The organism is Rathayibacter sp. AY1C6 (assembly GCF_002931535.1).
In the GTDB taxonomy this organism is placed as follows: Bacteria; Actinomycetota; Actinomycetes; order Actinomycetales; family Microbacteriaceae; genus Rathayibacter.
In genome coordinates this window covers 72,521-91,138 of the sequence record NZ_PSWC01000014.1, presented here as the reverse complement: position 1 = coordinate 91,138, position 18,618 = coordinate 72,521, and the positions used below count along the sequence as shown (strand labels likewise).

The window sequence follows — 18,618 nt, the reverse complement described above, 5'->3', positions numbered from 1 at the left end:
CATGAGCCTCTCCCCCTCCCGCCCGCCGACCCCGAGCCGCCGCGTCCGCGCCCTCGCCGTCGGAGCCGCGCTCGCCCTCGCCGCCGCGCTGCTCCCGGCGCAGGCCGCCGCCGCCGCCACTCCCGCCACCCTCTCGGTGCTGAGCCTCGGCGACTCCATCACCCAGGCCTACGGGACCTGCGGCTCCTTCGCGGACTGCCCCCGCAACAACTGGTCCACCGGCACCAGCTCCTCGGTGAACTCCTTCGCCTCGCGCCTGCGGACCGCGCTCCCCGGCACCACCGTCACGACCGCGAACTTCGCCACCACCGGCGACGTCGTCGCGCAGGTCCCCTCGCGGATCGACGCCGCGGTCGCCGCCGGCGTGCGGCCGGACGTCGTCACCCTGCTCATCGGCGGCAACGACCTCTGCTCTCCCGACAACCGCGTCGCCTCCGACGGCTACACGATGACGCCGGCGAGCACGTTCCGCACCGGAGCCTCCGCCGCGATCACGAAGATCCGCACCACGTGGCCCTCCGCCCGCATCGTCCTCTCGTCGATGCCGAACGTGGCCTCCGAGTGGTCGGTCGTGAAGACCGGAGTCGGCGCGCTCGTCTGGGCGGGCGGCGACCTCTGCCGGACCACGCGCGGCGTCAGCTCCACCGGCCGCAGGCTCAGCAGCACCGCCGCGGCCGCCTCCGCCGCTGCCGCGAAGACGCGGACGACGCAGTACAACACCGCGCTGCAGACGGCGTGCAGCGCCGCCGGTCAGCTCTGCGACTGGGACGGCGGAGCGCTCACCGCGACCCCCGTCACCAAGGGCCTGATCGGGACCACCGACTACTTCCACCCGAGCGTCGCGGGTCAGGCGAAGATCGCCTCGATCCAGTGGGCGGCGTCGAACTTCTCGAAGTAGCGGCCTCCGGAGCGGCCGCTCACGCGTCGAGCGGCCGCTCACCCTCGCGGCGGCGACGCTGCTCCTCGGCGAGCCGCGCGTAGTGCGCCTCCTCGCGCTCGAGGTCGGCGAGCTGCTCCTCGGTGCTCTTCGGAGCGGGCCGCACCACCATCGGCGGCGGCGCCTGCTTCCGGCGGCGGGGCACTCGGCCGCCCGGCACGAAGGATCCGCCGTCGCCGCGCTTCCAGTCGTGCCCGAGCAGGAACCACAGCGAGACGCCGATGAGCGGGAGGAAGAAGATCAGCAGGATCCACACGATCTTGGGCAGGTTCTTGATGATGTTGTCCGGCTGCCGTACGACGTCGACCAGCGCGAGCACGGTCAGGACGATGATCACCAGCGAGAAGACGAACCCCATGCAGTCGAGGGTACGACGCCGAGGGCTCCCCGTCGCCGCTGTGTCGGCCGACGTCCGTGGCGCCTGCGGTCGAGGAGCGGCTCCGACGCATCCGCCCCGTGCCTCCGCGCTGTTCGGCGCCGATCCCGCGCACACGCCTGCTCCCCACGAACGCGTGCCACCATCGGACGATGACCGAGACGCCGCCCGCCCCCGCCTCGACGCCGGCGAGGAAGCGCCTGACCGCCGCGCGTCTCGCCCTGCTCGCCGGCCTCGTCCTCGCCGTCGCCGGACTCGCGGCCCTCGCGCTCGTACCTCTGCAGTTCGCGAACATCGACCGTCAGGGCTTCGACTACGTGTGCAGCGTCAGCCTGGGCGGCGTCCCGCCCGAGGCAGGCGACCTGGTCCGCGGCTTCTGGTCGTGGTGGCCGCTGGGCGCGGCCTGCGAATGGACGCTGCTCGACGGCACGACGGTGGTCGACCTCCCCGACTGGTCGACGACCGCCGTCGCGATCGTAGGGGCCGTGCTGCTCGTCGTCGGCGCGGCACTCGCGATCGCGTCGCCGCTCCTCCGCAGGCGCGCTCCGGTCCCGTCCGTTTAGCGGTCGAAGAGGTTCCCGAGGTCGCCGAGCCCCGGCAGCTGGAAGTCGGAGCCGAACTCCGACACCTGCTCCCCCAGCCCGGACACGTGCTCACCCGCACCGGAGACGAACTCTCCTGCGCCGCCCGTGATGTCACCGAAGTCGCCCAGATCGCCGAACCCGCCGGCGAGGTTCTCGAAGTCCACTCCGAGGCCGGACGCCTGCGCGAGCAGCGGACCGGCGACGCTGCTGATCACGGCGCCGCCCGCGACCGCCGCGAGCAGTCCGCCCGCCGCGCCGAGCCCGATGCCCGCCGCCGCTCCGACGCCGGCACCCGCGAGGGCGCCGCGGGTCCCCGGCTTCGAGAACATCTTCTTGAGGAACCCCGCATCGTTCGCCTCGCCGCGCGTCGCCGCGCGCGCCAGGTCCTCGGGGGCGGAGGACCGCGGCTGCTCGTTCGCGGGCAGCTCGTCGCGGAGCCGCGCCTCGACCTGGGTGCGCTGCGCCGTCGTCAGCTTCGCGAACGCGTCCCGGTGCACCTGTTCGAGCTGCTCGGGGTCGGCGGTGCGGAGGAGGTAGTCGTAGCGCGCGATCGCTGCGCGGTCCTCCTGCGTGACCACCGGCTGCTGCCCGGGCCGGGCGTCCTGCGGGCGCGCGGAGGGTCGCCGCGGTGAGCCGTACTGCTGAGGCGGCTGGGCCTGCCCGCTCCGCGAGTCGCCCGTCACCTTGTCGGCGGCGGTGCGCACGATATCGCGCCAATCGGTCGTCCCGCTCGAGGACGACCCCGAGCCGCTCTTCGAATCGAGCGCCTTCGACGCCATGCCGAGAACGCGCTTGAACATGCTCACAGAGAACCTTCCGTCGAGTACCAGCCTCGATCATGGCGGCGCCGCCTGAGCGAAGGCCCGCGAGACGCCCTCAGAAGGCCGTGAGCGGTCGGGCGGTGGGCGTCGCTCCAAGATGTCCTCTCCGCCCTCGCCTGATCGAGGAGCTCGCGCACGCACCGCGGGCGGAGGACGGCCCGCCACATCCAGCCGAGGAAGGGGGTCTCGAATTCCGACAGCGACCGCCTGCGGACGGCCGCCATGCGACCGGCTATCGCGAGCAGCGCACTGAAACCCGCGCGCCGTCTGTCCGCGAACGTGTCCCGCTGGATGGAGAGGCTCAGGACGAGGACGGCCGAGAACCCGCGAAGGAGCTCCTCGGTCGTGCGTCCCTGCCGCCGAGGAGTCCCCACCCGGGCAGGACCATCGAGGGCTCGGACCGTCGTCGCCTCGACGAGCAGAGCTCGGAGTGCTGGGCGGGGGGGGCGGACGCTGGCGTCAGACGGAGCGAAAGCGGCGGTCGTCCGATGGACTGATCCCGATTGCGGATCGTGGCGCCCCTATCCGCAACTAATCAAGAAAGATGGGAGCGCGCGCTGGTGGCCGCCAGGACCGGGATCAACAGGGGTGACGAGCCAGAGTCGCCTGCTCCTCCGGTTGGTGTGCAGGCCCTCCGTCAGCGCCAGGTGCGGCTGACCGACGAGCAGAAGGGGAGGCTGGCCGCTGAGTAGCCGATGGAACATCCGCCAGCTCGCCACATCGTGGGGCGTGAGCCGAGAGGCGTTTCGGTCCGCTCTCAAGCAGCAGCACGTTCCGCGTCAGGTTGTGCTGACTCCTCGGCAGCTAGAGGATGCTGCGCAGCTAAAGACACAGGGTTGGTCGTTGAACCAGCTTGGTGCGCTTTACGGCGTCGATCCGAAGACGATGAAGGCGAGGCTCCTACCGCGGGCTCAAGGATCTGAGCAGAGACAACCGCTGCCTTGCTGTCGTCCCGCACGTAGTCGGGCTGCTCCATCTTCCAGCGGACATACGCGAGCACCGCACAAACGAACTTCTTCTTGCCGATGCGCTGGGCGATGGGCGATGGGCGATGGGCACGATCGTCACATTGCTGGACACTCCCCCGCCGCACTTCGAGTCGTACTGCTCAGCTTCAGAGACGGAGGCGTAGGCCGGTCTGGGACTGCGGTGCCGGCGAACGATCTCCTCGCGCTGTTCGTCGGTGACGCCGTGGGCGCGGGAGGCCGTGCTGAAGGCACCCTCGATCAGCTTGAAGCTCTTGCCTACTTCGTTGCGTATCAAGGGATGGGTTGCGTCGAGCTCCTTGCGGTGCTCGAGTCGTTCTCGTCGCGCGCTACGACGGCGTCGAGCAGCCCACCGGTGCCTGCCGCGTGCTCATCCTGGATGGGCTCCCCGAACGCTACTCTCCGGTCGAGCTAGTCGAAGCCGTCGCGCTCGGCGGCACTGAGGCGATGGACTCGCGGGAGACTCAGCGCATCGAACAGGGGATGGGATGAGGCGTCCGTTCGACCGATGACTACTGCGCCATTATTCTTCTCGACCCCCGCTTGGCCGAACGACTCTTCGCGGCGTCGGACCGACGGAAGCTGTCCCCTGCAACCCGAGCCCAGTACGACCTCTCTATGCAGTTTTCGCGTCGCGGTCGCGGTCAGTCGATGAGTTACTTCGAAGGCGCTGTTGACGCCTTCCTGTCCCGCGACAGCGATTGGGTTCGCGCCAGCAAGCAGGTTCTCGAAGGAGTGACCTACCAGCACGCCGACTCTGTCCCCGCGGTTGCAAGAGCGGAGCGCGACTCGTTCGCGCTGGCACTTGCCTAACGGTTTGCTGAAGCAAATGAGTTCCTCGCGGACTTGCCGACCGGGCTCGACTCTGCGACAAAGGGTTGATTGAAGCAGCGCGCAGCCTCTTATTCCGGCGCTATCGACCCAACAGAAGCACGAGAGCTGCAGCGCTCGGCCCGGATCGAGAACAATTTCATTCTAAAGATTCCTCACGAGATCGCGCGGCCACGAGTCACGACCGTTGGCGATCAGGCGGCCGCCTCCGTTGAGTACATGACGGCTGAATTTGCCACCGCAAGAACACTCGAGGTCGCCGTCGAGGCGCTGCTACTCGATCTCGTCCCCAGCACGGCTTATAACAGCCACAAGCAATTTGAGACTGCACTGCAACGGCTTGGACAGCTACTCGGTTTCGCCTCCTCGCGACCCGACCAGGAGACCGGTATCGGACCGGACAACCTTTGGGCCATAGGAGACGATCGATACTGGGTGATCGATTGCAGGAGTGAGGCAAAGGTCGACGAAGTCTCACGCAAGTATCTCGAGCCGCTCAGCCATTCGGCTGACTGGTTCGACTCCGAGTATCCCGAAGGCCGGTATTTCGGTGTGCCGGTGATGATTCACCCTTCGCGGCAGCCAATGTGAGATGCCGTTGCGCGGCAGGGCGCCCGCGCCCTGTTTTTCGCGCGCCTGGAGCAACTTCGGACTGTGGTGTCCAGCTTCGCTGGCGCCATCCAAATTGGCGACGGCTTTAAAGACGCAACCCTCGTGGGAGGGAATCTCACGCAGTTTGGGCTGAGTAGCAGTCAACTCGAGCAGCGCTGGACTGAGTCATTCTTACCTTCGGCTCCACGCCGATAGGGCTGTAGTTGCCCTGGGTCCTGGTCGGCGTTGACGGCCTTGACGCTCGGCCGACGCGTCGGTCTCTTCGCCTCGGCGCGTTGCTCACCTCGGCTTCAGCCGGGGTGAGCAACGTCGTTCTGCTTTCGATTGCACCCGATGCCGATGGCTGGCACATTGCCGCCGGTAGGCTCGCGACAGTTTGAGGGAGATGCGTGCATGGGTTGGATCCGCTCACTGTTCGGCCGTGGCACGCCAGGGAGTTCAAGCCCGGCTCCGTCCGTACTCATCTCCACGGAGCCAGCAGCCCCTCCATCACCTCCTCACACCATCCGCGTGACGACGACCTCCACGACGGGGCGCGCGACGGCTGTCGAAGTCGACTTGTCGGGAGCTTCGCCGGAGCCGCTCCTGTCGATCGAGGAGATGGAGCGGGAGGTCGCTGCGGCCGAGCGCCAGCGAGGGAAGGTTGCCCGGGCCTCGAAGGTTCGGGGGAAGCACTTCACGGAGCACGTCGACGAGATCCAGGCGCTCCGACATGCGGAGCAGTACGACGAGGCGCTTGAGCTGTTGTTCGAGTGCATCGCGGCAACTGAGCGAGCAGACGAGATCGAACGGAACGGACGGGCGCCGGCCTACACCGAGTGGGCTGCCATGACACTCCGGAGGCAGAAGCGCTACGGGGAGGAGGTCGCGGTCATCGAACGGTTCTTCACTGGGCAAAAGAACCCTGCGAGGGCGAACCACCCGAAGCTTAGGGATCGGCTGGCCAAGGCGCGGGACCTTCGGGACGCTGCTCTGAGCACGGCCGCTCCCCTGGCCTGTCCGAGCTGTGGCTCCGTACTCGACGTCGTTCCCAAGGCTCGCGGCAAGTGCGGCTCGTGCGGACAGCACATCCTCGTGCGAAAGATCGTTGGTCAGACTCGGATCGTTACTCCCGAGCAAGCGGACGTGATGAAGGCGGAGGAAGCGGCGCTGCGCGCACGGCGCAAGTTCTTGGTGCGCGTCGGGAGCTGGCAGGTGGACGAAGCGGCATGGGACGCGGCAGCCGTTTCGCTCGCCGAGCTGTATGGTCGGCCCGCATCTCTTAGTGACGTCTACTAGCGTCTCGCGAACGGGGCAGCGCTGCAGTATCAGGCAGAGGAGGACTGGGCGCGCGCTAGTCAGGTGTACTCGGACATGGCGAAGTTCCTCGCCGAGACCGGACGCGACTGGGTCCACATCGCTGAGCTGCACGAGACGATGACGCAACGGTGGCACCTCCGGTACCACGAGCCGGAGACCGAGCTCATCCTGATCGCCTGCAGCTGCGGTTCGTGTGCACCCGACCACCTCAGCGTTTCGACGCTCGAGGAAGCGCTCTCCTCGTGGCCGCTCCCTCATGCAGAATGCATGGCTCCACCTTGCTCTTGTCGGCTGCATAGGAAGTACTACTAATCGATCGGTCGCCAGGACGCAGTCGGCCCCATTGACGGATCAGTCGACAAAGATCGAGCGGACTGCTCGGCCTGGCATGCGAGCGGGGGAAACGAATGCCTTTTTTACAACTTGGAGCGCCTTTACACCAACGACGCTGAAGCGATAATCCTAAGAAAAGGTGAAACGTAATGCCAAAAATTGGAAATATGGTCTACTCGAGTTTCGGCGCAATCGGTCTTGGAGGCGCCGTCTACCTAAGAGTCGTTAGGGAGACCGAGAACGATAAACCGACATTTAGAGTCGCGCAACTCGTGTCACAACCGAGCGGCGAACCCGGAGCGCAAAGTGCAACCTTCTTCGTGCCCGGAATCGGTCGTACTATTACTGGAATCTCGGAAAATCAGTACGATGCGTGGACGCGCTCCTAACTAAAGTGCGCGATGTGCCTCAAACTCCTGCGGGGATGGCAAAAAATCTGTTTTGAGAGAAATCTCCCGGAACGCGTCCGATCGAAATAGGCAACTCCTGGAACAAGCAGGGTCCCGCTCAGCTTTAGCTTGGCGGGGCCCTCTTGGCTACCGGCATCTCTCCGGCATTTTCATGGGCGCCTGTCGAGCATACCAACCCACCTCCGAATATAGTACTTAAAGCTATCGTTGTCGCCAGCACCCTTGCCCGACGGCATGTTGCCATCCGAATCATAGACGGCCGTCGACTTATCTCCTAATTCGTTGGTAGTCGTCTGTTATCAACCACCCTGATCGCACGGGTTATCCGCTGGATCGACAGTCAGCTTTTCGCCGCCACCAATGTCGAACTGCTCGCCTTCCTTGTTACCCATCATTGGGCTCCCTCCTGCCGGTACGAGGAACGGCTGACCGGCCAGCCCGCTAAATCAATACCCGCGGCAGGCAACCAGTCTGCTTCTCAGGAACCTCCCAGGGCGCAGTGCGATCCACGGCTCCTACGACGCTCCTCGTGTCTTCGCGTGCCACGCCTGCGGGGTCGCGGGCGCGTCTGGCTGCCCTCCCAGGCGACGCCAGCAGGAATCAGGCGCCCTGGAGGCCGATCACCCCTCCCTGCTCAGCGGCGACGAACGGAGAGGCTCAGGTGACCGCCTCGGGCTGGTGGGCCTAACCTGAGGCGTGGCATACGTACCGACCGTTCCTGTCGGCCAGCACCTCGGAGCCTCGAGGCTCGTTGACGGCGCAGTAGTCGGGCATCTCTTCGACGACGAGACCAACGAGCTCAGGGGGCACGCTGCGTGGCACTGGGTCGACGATTCGGACGCCACGGGTCATGAGCCGCCTTCGTACCGCTCCTCCGACGAGCTGACACCGGAGGAGCGAGAAGCCCTCGCTCGGCTCGTCGCCACGATCGTGATTATGGTTGCGCGGGCTGCGTCCCCTCACGTGAAGCGCTGGTGGAACAGGCTGGCCCTGCCTACCCTCCGGGAGAAATGGCAGCAACTACGTGCGCTCCGCGGCGCGAAGGGCACCAAATCTCACGTTGGTAATGACACGCCGACCACGGCAAAGCCTGATGGCGCAGAGCAAATACTTGTCGATTTGCTCGCGACACTGAAGGTCACGATGAGTGAGGAAGAGTGGAACGGAGCCTTCACAAAACTGCTTCAGGCCGGCTCATTCACGCCGGAACAACTCCGGGTCCTGCAGGAAGTCCAGAACACAGCAACGAGGGTCGATTCTGCGGCTCCCCTCACCGAGACTCAGTTCGCTGACCGGCTCCAGCTCGTCCTGCAGGCGAATCCAGTCTTGCTCACTGCAGACACGTCCCACCAGCTGGAGCGCGCCTTGCCACTCGAACTGACGGCGTAGCACAACCCGGCAGGGCCAGACGGCGGTCGGAAGTGGCACGAGACATCGGCACTCAGATGATCCTCGCCGAGTGGCTTTTCATCGAGACGGTCGTCGACATATAGCGGCGGAGCCGGCATGGTGCTTTGTACAGCCGCTACGAGCTACTCGGCATCGCTCCCCTGCTTCGCACCGCCGTTCAGCTCGCAGCACACGAAAAAGGCACCACTCGAAAGAGTGGTGCTCGGAGCCTCAGCAGCTTCCTGGAAGCCGAGATCGGCGCCGTCACGGCGTTTTTCTCTGGCAAGGGTCTTGGTGACGACACTTTGGTGCGCCTGCTGCGCGCTTACTGCAATCGAGAGCGGGAGGCGACTGGGGTCGTTCGGCTCATCGACCGGGCGAAGAATGAACAGTTCGAGCGCTCCGCCACAGCACCGTTCGACCCGGACCGAGACGCCTCAGCGCTGAAGCAAACCAAGTCATCGTAGCGGACTACCAAGCGGGAATGCGACCAGTCGATATCGCCCGCAAGCACGGAGTGACCGAGTGGACGATCCACCATCGACTCAACCGCGCCAGCATCAGACGTCGGCCGCATTCGATGAGTCAAGCGCAGGTCGATCAAGCAGCCGCACTCCGGGCCAACGGACTCTCATACGACAAGATCGCTGCCCGAATCGGATTTTCAGCTTCGACGATCCGGAACATGCTCCGCGATCGCCCGGGTGCTATTTGATAATCACTGGGTGGTGGTCCATCGCGATGCAGACACCGCCCTTCACGATATAAACCTCGACGTAGTGCTTGCCCACATATGCGGTCGGCTCCGAACGAGAAATGCCACCCTTGTCGGGAACCACCTGCCCACGAATCGCGTTGGCTTGGATAGCTTCCTCCCCTGTGTTTCGCACCTTCCAGTAGACGTCAAAGGGCTCTGGAACGGTGTTGTGCGCGACGCGGAAGTCGATTATTCGGTTGCGCCCGACCACGTTGCCGCGGGTCGGCAAGTCGTAGTGGCGGAATCCGACCTTCCTTTGTAAGCGCCCCACGAGCTTGACGCGGTGGCGCGGATCGAGCCGGATTGGGATACCCCACCGCACGGTGATGTTCTCCTCCGTGTCAGTTACCCCGGATCGACCAACGTGGGCTTCTGTGGCTTTGGTCACCTCTGCATAGGTACCGAAGTCGTCCCCGAATAGCTTCCGCCACTTCCTGAGGCTTTCGTCGCGATCCACCTCGTCGAAGGCGTCAGTTATCCACCCGGAGTAGATCTTCACCCAAGTGCGGAAGTTCGCATACTCATCCTGATCCCAACGGTGGTTAAAGTTCTCGGTCGGACAGCTCGGGTCATCGAGATTGGGCATCGTCGCATGCGCCTGGAGGTAGTCATTCAGATCGTTGACGATGTTCTTGAATGCGGTCGGCAGGTCGCTGTAGTGTCCCGAGTCGGCCCAAATCGCGTCATCGCTGATCCGTCCACCGAGGAGGATCGTCAAGATCACGGACTTGGCCGAGAAGTTGTTTTTGTAGTCACGCAGGTACTTGAAGAGGCGGATCACTTTGACCAGACGACCACCAGCAAGCCGATCTTGCTCCTCGAGCCATTCGTTGAATCCCTCGGGATTGGTTAGCTCGTAGGTGTTCTCATTGCGGTTCGTGATGTAGCGCTCGTCGTGGCGCGTCAGGAATGGCACAACGTCCATGTGGAATTCGTTCGCGTAATCGATCACCACGCACCGACTCCGTCGGCTGACCTTGTCGCGATATGTCGAACTGGACCGAAGAACGGTATAAAGCTCCTGGACGTAGTCCTCAGCATCCCAGCCGTCAACTTCTTCAATGTCCAAGAGAACATCAGCGTCAAACTCATCGTTGGCGCCAACCGGGTTGATGATCGTACGCTGCGCGTAAGAACCCTGAGGTATGAGGTCGACAAAGTGCTCGGCTATGACGTCATCCCCTGATGACAGGAATTTCTCGACCGCGCTTACTCGCGAGTCGAGCTGCTCGATCCGGCTATCCCGAAGGTTGACTTTGTTCTTTAGGAACGAGTCGAAGTGCTTGATCAACTTCATGCGTCCTCCTTTCGTAGCGGCTCGAACGGCTTTGCTGGGCCGGCGTCGAAGAACATGCCCCTGATCTTCGGATACTCCTTGCGCGCCTCGCTGGACCCCAGCCCCTTCAGAGAGCGGATCCCATCTACCCCATCTAATTTGTAGCGACGGGGACTGACATTTGGCGATACGCGGTGAACGTTCTCATGTCCGAGCAGCAGTTGCGATGTGCCAAGCGAAGCCGAGGACTGCCCTGCCATTACGACTGTCAACACGCGGCGTGCCCAATAGTTGAGCCCCAAGCCATGCTTGGAGCGGTCATAAGTGTCGAGAGGAGACTCTGTGCAGCCGACGCTCAATAGTCGAACCGAGCCCCTTGGCCACTCGAGGACTCCGAGCGCCTCGACGGCAGCAGGTCCCATCGGGTTGTTTGCCCACATGCCTCCGTCGATGAGCGGTACGCCTTCTTCGAGCGTGTGAGTTGGGAAGTACGTGGGGGCAGCGGCTGTCGCAAGGGCAACATCGACCACTCGCTCCTTGTAGTCACGCACGAAACGATCATGGTGCGCTGTCTTGAACACGTGGACCTCGCCGGTCTCCAAGTCGAGAGACGGAATCATCAATCGCGTCAGGCTCTCCCCTAGTCGCCGGTCCCCGTACACGCGTCCGAGCGCCTCATGCAGTGGTTTGGGGTTGTACTTCGCCATGCCAACCTGGCGGAGGAGACTCCACGGGGTCCGCTTGAAGATTGATGGACCATCGACCTCGTAGAAACTCAGGATCTCGCGCGCCGAAAGGCCCATGCCGAGGCCCAACGCGATGATTCCACCCGTCGACGTGCCAGCGATCAAATCAAAGTAATCGACGAGCCTGCCGCCGAGACTGTCTTCGACTTCAGCGAGGAACGATGCGGCGAACACGCCTTTGATTCCACCGCCATCGATCGTCAAGACTCGATATGGCAGATCGCTCATGCCCACACCTCCGCTGCGAGCGGAGCCTCGTTCAACTCATCGCGCCTCGCGCGCCAGTCCGGAAGGTGCGTGTCCATTAGTGCAACGAAGCGTTCATTATGGGTGCGCTCATCGAAGTGCATGAGTTCGTGGACGACGATGTATTCGAGACAGCGTGGGTTCTTCTTCGCGAGCTCGGGATTGAACCAGACGGCTCCCGAGTTTGGTTGGCATGTGCCCCATTTTGTCTTCATGCGCCGCACAACAACCTTCGAAGCTTCGCGGCCGATGAGCGCCTGCCACTTCTCGAGGAGAGGCGGAAGCGCCGCTTTGAGTTCGCGGCGATACCAACGGTCAAGGGTCGCGTACCGGTGCTCAGCATCAGTGCCCTCGGGCGAGATAACCCAGAGGGTGTCTCCATCGACCTTGACGCCCCATCGCCCGTTGCGCGAGACGTCGAGCAGAAGTGCTCTGCCCCAGACGTAGTGTGTCTCCCCTGAGCGCATCGTTCGTGGCGTCTGCCGTTCTGCACTCTGGAGATCGGCTCGTTGCTGTTTGATCCATGGCAAACGCTGAATTATGGCGCGGCGGATACTGTCTTCATCAAGGCGCTCCGGAGCCGCGACACGGACCCGGCCAACAGGTGGGTAGACCGAAATGTGCAAGTTCTTGATGTCCTTGTAAATGACATCGATGCCCAGGCCGGCGACCATCAAGTAGGCGGACGTCACTAGTGGCCCCGGCCCTGATACTCGGGCTGATTCTTTATGAGCTTGAATAGTTCATCGAAATCGGCCTCGGAGAGGTCCGGGAGCTCGTCACGGAGGATGTTCGCGAGTTCTCGCTCCTTGCGAGAGCTACCAACCCAACCGGCGCGACGTTCGCGCAATACGGTGAAATGCACCATCCTGGCTGTCTCGACATCATCATCGAAGTAGTCAACGATGGCCTGAACCCCGCGCGTCTGTACCCAGTCCGGATAGGTCCGATCTGAATCGCCGCGACCAACCTTCTCGGCCAGCTCGATGAGCTGGCTTAGGTACTCCGCGTAATCCAGCGCATCCTGCTTGCGCTGCTCGATAAGGGCGTCGAGAAGAGTGGACATGGAGTCGTAGTACTTCGGATTCATCGCGTGCTCGTCGATAATCGTCTTACGGACGTTGTTGACGATCGTCTCTGCGACCGCTTCTTTGTTCTTCTTGATGCCTTCCGGCAAGTCGTCGAGCGCGCCGGCTCCTCGTTCTACGATGAGCTCGATGAGCCCCTTGTTCTCGAATGTCGCCACGACTTCCGATGGGCTGGCGTAAATATAGGTGTCAAGTAGCGCCCTCATGCCAGCCTCGAACTGCTTGAAGTCGACATTTTCACCTGCGCCGATCTTGACCTCATCACGAACGTCGACGTAGTGCGCGACCTCACGTCTGATCGCCGCGACCTCGGCTGAGGAGTATCCAGCCTCCGACATGTTGTTGGCGATGGACGCATAGGCGCGAACCAGTGAGGAGACCGACTTGTAGAGGTCAACTCGGCGCATCTCGTTGGCCTTGATCTGAACCGCATTGCCCGGCTCAGACGCGACGAAGTAGTGCTGGTATTGCTGCGTCTCCCGCGGCGGCGCGACGGGTTCGATCAGCGCTCGAATACGCTCGAGCGCCTCGTCAAGATCCTCGCGAGCTTGCTCAATTTGATCCTTGAGCAGGCCGTCGATGTCTTCCTTCTCGTACCCGTCGAAGGCACCCGACGTGTAATCGGTAATTGCCCGGTCCAGAGACTTGAAGAGATCACGGTAGTCGACGATGTAGCCATATTCCTTGTCATCGCCGTCAAGCCGGTTGACGCGGCAGATGGCCTGGAATAGCCCGTGGTCGCGCATGGACTTATCAATGTAGAGATAGGTGGCGCTCGGTGCATCAAAACCGGTCAGGAGTTTGTCAACGACGATAAGTAGGCGCATCTGGCCAGGCTCTTCGACGAAGCGCCGCTTCACTTCTTTCTCGAACTCGTCAAGCCGCGTGACTGCGGTGTCCTCGGGCTCATTGAAGAAGTTCGCGAGCATCTTGCGATACGTCTCGTACTGCTTGATCTTCTCGGTCTTGCCCGCCAGCGAGTCTTCCTTGGCGATATCACTCGCATTGGGAACATAGCTTGTGACGATCGCAACCTTGCCTTCGAAGCCGGCACCGACGAACATCTCGTAGAACTTGCACGCCTGGTAGATGCTCTCACCCACGAGCATTGCGTTGCCCCGGCCATCCATAAGGCGTGGCTTGATGTCCATGTCGCTCAGGATGTCCATCACGATTTGCTTGGCACGCGGCTCTGACGAGACAACCTTCTGCATGGTGCCCCAACGCTTCTTGAGCTCGGCCTTCGTGAGGTCGGTCATGCCCTTCGTCTTGGCGTCAAACCACTGGTCGACCTTGCCGTGGCTCATGAGGTCCTGGTCGATATTGCGCGCCTCGTAACGCAGATCGAGCACGACACCATCGGCCACAGCTTCGTCGAACTTGTAGGTATGGATGAACGTCCCAAACTGCTGGATACTGGTCATTTTGTCGGCTCGCAACAGCGGTGTGCCGGTGAAGCCGATGAACATCGCTCCAGGGAGCAACTCCTTCATCGCGCCGTGCATTCTGCCCGACTGGGTGCGGTGTGCCTCGTCGACGAAGACGAACAGGTTGCCTTTAGCAGCGAAGCCCGCCGGTACCCGGGCATTGATCTGCCGAAGAAATTCCTCCCCAGCCTCGTCGCGCTCACGATCGTGATCTCCAGCGCGGAACTTGTGGACCAGCGACGAGATCAGGCTGGGAGTGTTGGAGTTGAGCTTGCTAATGAGATCGGCGCCGCTCTTCGTCCGGTAGATGGCTTCATTGACGCCACCGAAGACGTTCTCGATCTGTTCGTCGAGTTCAGTGCGATCCGTGATAATCAGGACACGGGCGTCCTGTTCATTCTCGCGGATCCACTTGGCAAGCCACACCATGGTTAGGCTCTTACCCGAACCCTGGGTGTGCCAGATAATGCCGCCCTCCCGTCGGGCGATGCGATCCTGTGCAGCCTTGATACCGAAGAACTGGTTATGGCGAGCCGCCTTCTTGACACCCGCGTCGAAGACGATGAAGTCGTGGATCAGTTCGAGGAACCGTTCTTTGGAGCACATCTGTAGAAGGCCTGCGTCGAGGCGTTCCTCGCCTGTACTCGCCTCTTTCCATTCCAGCCAGTACTTCTCAGGCGTTTCAATCACGCCGTAGCACAGGCCTTCGACGTCGTTGCCAGCGAAGACCAACTGGACGGTGGTGAAGAACGACTGGATGAAGTGCTGTTTCTGATTGCCGATGTTCTGCCGAATACCTTCGGAGACGCTCACTTTTGAGCGCTTGAGCTCGATGACACCGAGTGCGAGCCCGTTGATGTAAAGAACCACGTCGGGACGTTTATTGTGTTCGCCCTTGATCGACACTTCCTCGGCGATCATGAAGTGATTAGCGTTCGGATTGGACCATTCGATCAACCAGACGGTCTGGTGCGGTAGACCCGCGCCTGGACTGACCTTGACGCCGTAGCGCAGAAGCTCGTAAACCTTCCGGTTGGCTTCGTACAGTGACGTTCCTCCGCCAACTGCACCCGCCTTTTGAAGCTCAAAAAGGGCCTTGATGACCAGATTTTCGCTATAGCCACGAGCGGCGAGATTCTGACGGAGGTAAAGCTCCTCGATATGAGAGTTTTCCTCTCGTGTCTCCCAGTTGCCGATGTATTCATATCCGAGTCGCTGGTGGAAGAGCTTGACGACTCGGTCCTGGGTCTTGCGCTCGATCTGTCCAACCTTGCTCATATAACGCTCCCCGCCCCGGATTGAACCTGTCCGGATAGGAGTTGCTGGCGCATCCCAACCTCGATCGCCTTCGTCTTTTGCAGACGCTGCCGAATGAGCGAGATCTCGCGACTTGCCGCGCTGAGTGCAGTCGCTATCGCGCGTTGCTCGGGGATGCCCGGGAGCCGAAGCGAAACGCTGGATATGTATGCCCGCGTAGTTGCAAGGACCTTCGTCCCTGCGGCTAGTCGAAGCAATGCGGAACGGAACTCTGGCATGTACTGGAGATACGCCTTGAAGCCATCCGCGAGAACAGCCTTATCGAAGCGTGCTGCGATTGTGTGCAGACCCGGAACCACACCATTGGCCGGCACGCCAGTTATCTCAACCGACTTGCCGACACCATCGGGATCTTCGGAGGCATCCGCGAATACCAGATCACCGACCTGGAGAAAGCCCGCGGTCTTGATGCGGTCGGCACTGGCTCGCGGCATCGGGGTCGTCGCTGCGTTCAGCATGATGTCATCGCTCGTGTGAATGTCGCCGTAGTGCAGGTAGTGGATCGGTGACTCTTTATCGAGCTGGGCACGCGAGAGTGCAACAGTCTTTACGTACGTCACATGCTCACCCAGCGTCACCTCTTGCCATTCATCCGTGAAACCGGGGAGCCTCCGAGCTCCTGACAGCAATTCGTCCGCCCCAAGTAGTGCTAGATGAGCACTGACTTCTTCTCGCGTGCCTAGGATCTTGCGGTCCAAGTTGCTGAGCGTCTCCTCGTACCGGTCAGTAAGTACCCGTAGGCGGTCGACCAGCTGCCGAGTGAGCAAAGCGAGCTCGTTCTGAATGCCCAGAGCGATTGTTCGGTTCCACTTGTCCTCAATGACGAGGTCCTTTACAGCCGATTCGTCTAGACGGCCGTACTGAGAAAGTGTTGCCTGCTCGAGTCTGACCTTGGCTTCCCTTACTGCCCTCTTGGCGGCTGCCTCGGCCTTGAACAGAGTTAGCAAGTGGTTCAGCGATGCGATCTCATCAACCTGGCCCCCTTCGACCTTCGCGGCTTGGAGTCGGTCGGTTGCTAACCTGCTAGTGACATTCCCATCCTCATCGGCGGCTTCGAAGAGAAGCCCATCTTCGACGGCGTTCTCTGCGACGTACTCGACAATCGCCTGCGTGGCGGCGTCGACGGCAGCCTGAAGCTGCTCGAACGCGTCCTTCTCCGATTTGAAATAGCGATCGATGATGAGTTCTGGGGGGAGGAGGTCAGCGACCCAGCGAGCAGCTTTGACGCCGGTTCCGAACACGATGTGCGCGTCTTCATAGATGGGCTTCTTGTTCTTGTCCTCACCGAGGATCCTTGCAGGTCGGGGTCTTGAGGCATCAAGCCAGCCTTCACTCATGACCAGCGCCACGTCGTCGTGCATGGTCTCGTGCCAGTAGCGCATGAGTTGCTCGTAAACGCCGTACTCGTCGATCAGCGGTCGGGAACGAAAGCGAGCAAGCAGCTCCTCCCCGAGGGACTCAATCAGAGTGGGTGGACGAGTTGTCGCGCTGATATGTTCCAGCTCCTGAGAATGGCCAGTCCACCACTGAGACAACTGATTTGTCACGTCGTCGCGGAAGCCGCGATATTCCGACGAGCCGGTGATCGTTGCCTGGATCGCACTCTTGTCGATGATGAGGTCGGAATAGCCCGGTCGCACGCGCTCAAAGAGAGTCGCGCGCAGCGAAGGGAACGCCTCCCAGTACGGCTGTAGTGCGTCCAAATCGCGATCAGGAATGCCGCCCTGCAGGTGGGCGTGTAAGTCTTGGATATCCTCGGGCTCCGATGAATCGACGTAGCGCGGAATGTTCAGGTTGTAGTCATTCTTCACGTCGGCGATCTCATCGAGCGGCACCATGCGCGAGTACCGCGGGACCTCGAGCTGCCTAGTCAAGACGTCCACGATCTTGTGCATGTCACGAGGACGCAAACGGTTCTTCGGGCCGTCCTTCTCGAAGCCCTTCGACGCATCGATCATGAAGATACCCCTGCGGTCTGCCGCGCTCTCCTTATCGAGAATAAGGATGCAGGCCGGGATGCCGGTACCGTAGAAGAGGTTTGTCGGCAAGCCGACAATGGCCTTAATGAAGCCTCGTTTGACGATCTCGCGGCGGATGTTGGCTTCGGCGTTGCCCCGGAACAACACACCGTGCGGCAAAATGACAGCGCCCTTACCCGTCGACTTCATGGACTTAAGGATGTGGAGCAGGAACGCGAAGTCACCGTTCTTCTCGGGCGGGCGACCAAACTCAAAGCGTCCGTAGTCTTCCTCCAGGCCATTGGTCCATGTCTTCACCGAGAAGGGTGGATTGGCGACAACGAAGTCGAAGGTCTGGATTGTTTTCGCGTCCTTGAGAAACTTCGGCGTGGTGAGAGTGTTGCCTGGCGCAATCTCCGCGGTCTCGTTTCCGTGGAGGATCATATTCATGACTGACAGCGCCCAAGTGGCGTTGTCCATCTCCTGCCCATAGACGGTGAGACCGTTCGGGGCAGCGTCGGCCACCTTTAGAAGCAGCGAGCCAGAGCCACAGGTCGGGTCATACACAGTCGCTGACTTCGGCGTGCTCGATGTGATGCCGATCAGCTGCGCCATGATGCGCGAGACTTCGGCCGGCGTATAGAACTGCCCCTTTGACTTCCCTGACTCGGTCGCGAAGTGCCGCATGAGGTACTCATACGCATCGCCCAGAAGGTCGTCGCCTTCGGCGCGCGAGCCGGAGAAGTCCAGATCTTGGAAGATGCCGAGCAAGTTACTGAGCCGGGCAACCATGTCTTTGCCATCGCCGAGCTTGTTCGGGTCATTGAAGTTCGCGTTGTTGATAACGCCAACGAGATCATTCTCATCGGCTAGCGCGCGAATGGCGACATTGATCTGCTCGCCGATGTCGGGCTTGTTCTTGAGAAGAAGCAGATCGTCGAAGGAACTTCCCTTGGGCACGACGATCAGGCTGTTCTTGCTCGCCTTCGCCTTGTCTGAGACGTACTTCACAAAGAGCAGAGTCAGGACGTAGTCCTTGTATTGCGAGGCGTCCATCGAGCCGCGAAGCTCGTCGGCCCCCTTCCAGAGGGAGCTGTACAGATCCGACTTCTTAAGAGCCACTACCACGTCACCACCTTCGGCGACTTGGTTGCCGCTGCGTCTTGAGTTGTCGGTCTGATCGTCATGTCGTTACGTCTACTCCTCCACACAGAGGTGGTTGTAA

At 61.8% G+C, this 18,618-nt stretch carries 14 protein-coding genes; 7 read left to right on the top strand and 7 right to left on the bottom strand.

From position 1 onward, the window contains the following. Positions 1–898, top strand: an 898-nt coding sequence (locus C5D36_RS10350) for a GDSL-type esterase/lipase family protein (protein WP_104295765.1), incomplete at its 5' end; no start/stop codon positions are given. Positions 899–917: 19 nt separating this feature from the next. On the opposite strand, the gene C5D36_RS10345 is transcribed toward C5D36_RS10350, so the two are convergent. Further along, the gene (locus tag C5D36_RS10345) at positions 918–1,295 is read right to left on the bottom strand and encodes a PLD nuclease N-terminal domain-containing protein (RefSeq protein ID WP_104291645.1); all 378 of its coding nucleotides are present in this window, start codon (positions 1,293–1,295) and stop codon (positions 918–920) included. A gap of 170 nt (positions 1,296–1,465) precedes the next feature. Between C5D36_RS10345 and C5D36_RS10340 the strand changes: the two genes are divergently transcribed. Further along, entirely contained in the window at positions 1,466–1,876 is a 411-nt protein-coding gene (locus tag C5D36_RS10340) for a hypothetical protein (RefSeq protein ID WP_104249440.1), read from the top strand. Here C5D36_RS10340 and C5D36_RS10335 read toward each other — a convergent pair. After that, positions 1,873–2,697 carry a hypothetical protein gene (locus C5D36_RS10335; protein WP_258062915.1) on the bottom strand — a complete coding sequence of 275 codons (825 nt, stop codon included), beginning with the start codon at positions 2,695–2,697 and terminating at the stop codon, positions 1,873–1,875. The two genes, C5D36_RS10340 and C5D36_RS10335, sit on opposite strands and share 4 nt — an antisense overlap. A 1,889-nt stretch (positions 2,698–4,586) precedes the next feature. Here C5D36_RS10335 and C5D36_RS16620 point away from each other — a divergent pair. The 5 genes from C5D36_RS16620 (at position 4,587) to C5D36_RS17365 (ending at position 9,293) form a co-directional block, all read left to right on the top strand. Then, a complete protein-coding gene (locus tag C5D36_RS16620; protein WP_146083734.1) occupies positions 4,587–5,126 on the top strand; it encodes a hypothetical protein in 540 nt (179 codons plus the stop codon). A gap of 531 nt (positions 5,127–5,657) precedes the next feature. Continuing rightward, on the top strand, positions 5,658–6,425 hold the full coding sequence (locus C5D36_RS10320; RefSeq protein ID WP_104295761.1) for a hypothetical protein: 768 nt from the start codon (positions 5,658–5,660) through the stop codon (positions 6,423–6,425). 1,460 nt (positions 6,426–7,885) lie between these two features. Then, positions 7,886–8,578 carry a hypothetical protein gene (locus C5D36_RS10310; RefSeq protein WP_104295759.1) on the top strand — a complete coding sequence of 231 codons (693 nt, stop codon included), beginning with the start codon at positions 7,886–7,888 and terminating at the stop codon, positions 8,576–8,578. Positions 8,579–8,703: 125 nt separating this feature from the next. Continuing rightward, complete coding sequence (locus C5D36_RS16615; protein ID WP_146083733.1) at positions 8,704–9,045, top strand: hypothetical protein; 342 nt, start codon at positions 8,704–8,706, stop codon at positions 9,043–9,045. A 17-nt stretch (positions 9,046–9,062) separates the two neighbouring features. After that, positions 9,063–9,293: a helix-turn-helix domain-containing protein gene (locus tag C5D36_RS17365; protein WP_146083732.1), complete on the top strand. Its 231-nt coding sequence runs from the start codon at positions 9,063–9,065 to the stop codon at positions 9,291–9,293. Here the strand turns inward: C5D36_RS17365 and C5D36_RS10305 are convergent. The 5 genes from C5D36_RS10305 to C5D36_RS10285 are packed head-to-tail and all read right to left on the bottom strand — an operon-like array spanning position 9,286 to position 18,515. Continuing rightward, positions 9,286–10,632, bottom strand: coding sequence for a cyclic GMP-AMP synthase DncV-like nucleotidyltransferase (locus C5D36_RS10305; RefSeq protein ID WP_104295758.1), 1,347 nt, complete (start codon positions 10,630–10,632; stop codon positions 9,286–9,288). The genes C5D36_RS17365 and C5D36_RS10305 overlap by 8 nt on opposite strands. After that, on the bottom strand, positions 10,629–11,585 hold the full coding sequence (locus C5D36_RS10300) for a CBASS cGAMP-activated phospholipase (protein WP_104295769.1): 957 nt from the start codon (positions 11,583–11,585) through the stop codon (positions 10,629–10,631). The genes C5D36_RS10305 and C5D36_RS10300 overlap by 4 nt, the downstream gene beginning before the upstream one ends. Further along, entirely contained in the window at positions 11,582–12,277 is a 696-nt protein-coding gene (locus C5D36_RS10295; RefSeq protein WP_104295768.1) for a M48 family metallopeptidase, read from the bottom strand. The genes C5D36_RS10300 and C5D36_RS10295 overlap by 4 nt, the downstream gene beginning before the upstream one ends. Positions 12,278–12,294: 17 nt before the next feature. After that, entirely contained in the window at positions 12,295–15,396 is a 3,102-nt protein-coding gene (locus C5D36_RS10290) for a type I restriction endonuclease subunit R (RefSeq protein ID WP_104295757.1), read from the bottom strand. Continuing rightward, positions 15,393–18,515, bottom strand: a complete 3,123-nt coding sequence (locus C5D36_RS10285) for an N-6 DNA methylase (protein ID WP_104295767.1) — start codon at positions 18,513–18,515, stop codon at positions 15,393–15,395. Before C5D36_RS10285 ends, C5D36_RS10290 begins: the two co-directional genes overlap by 4 nt. Between the last annotated feature and the right edge of the window lie 103 nt (positions 18,516–18,618).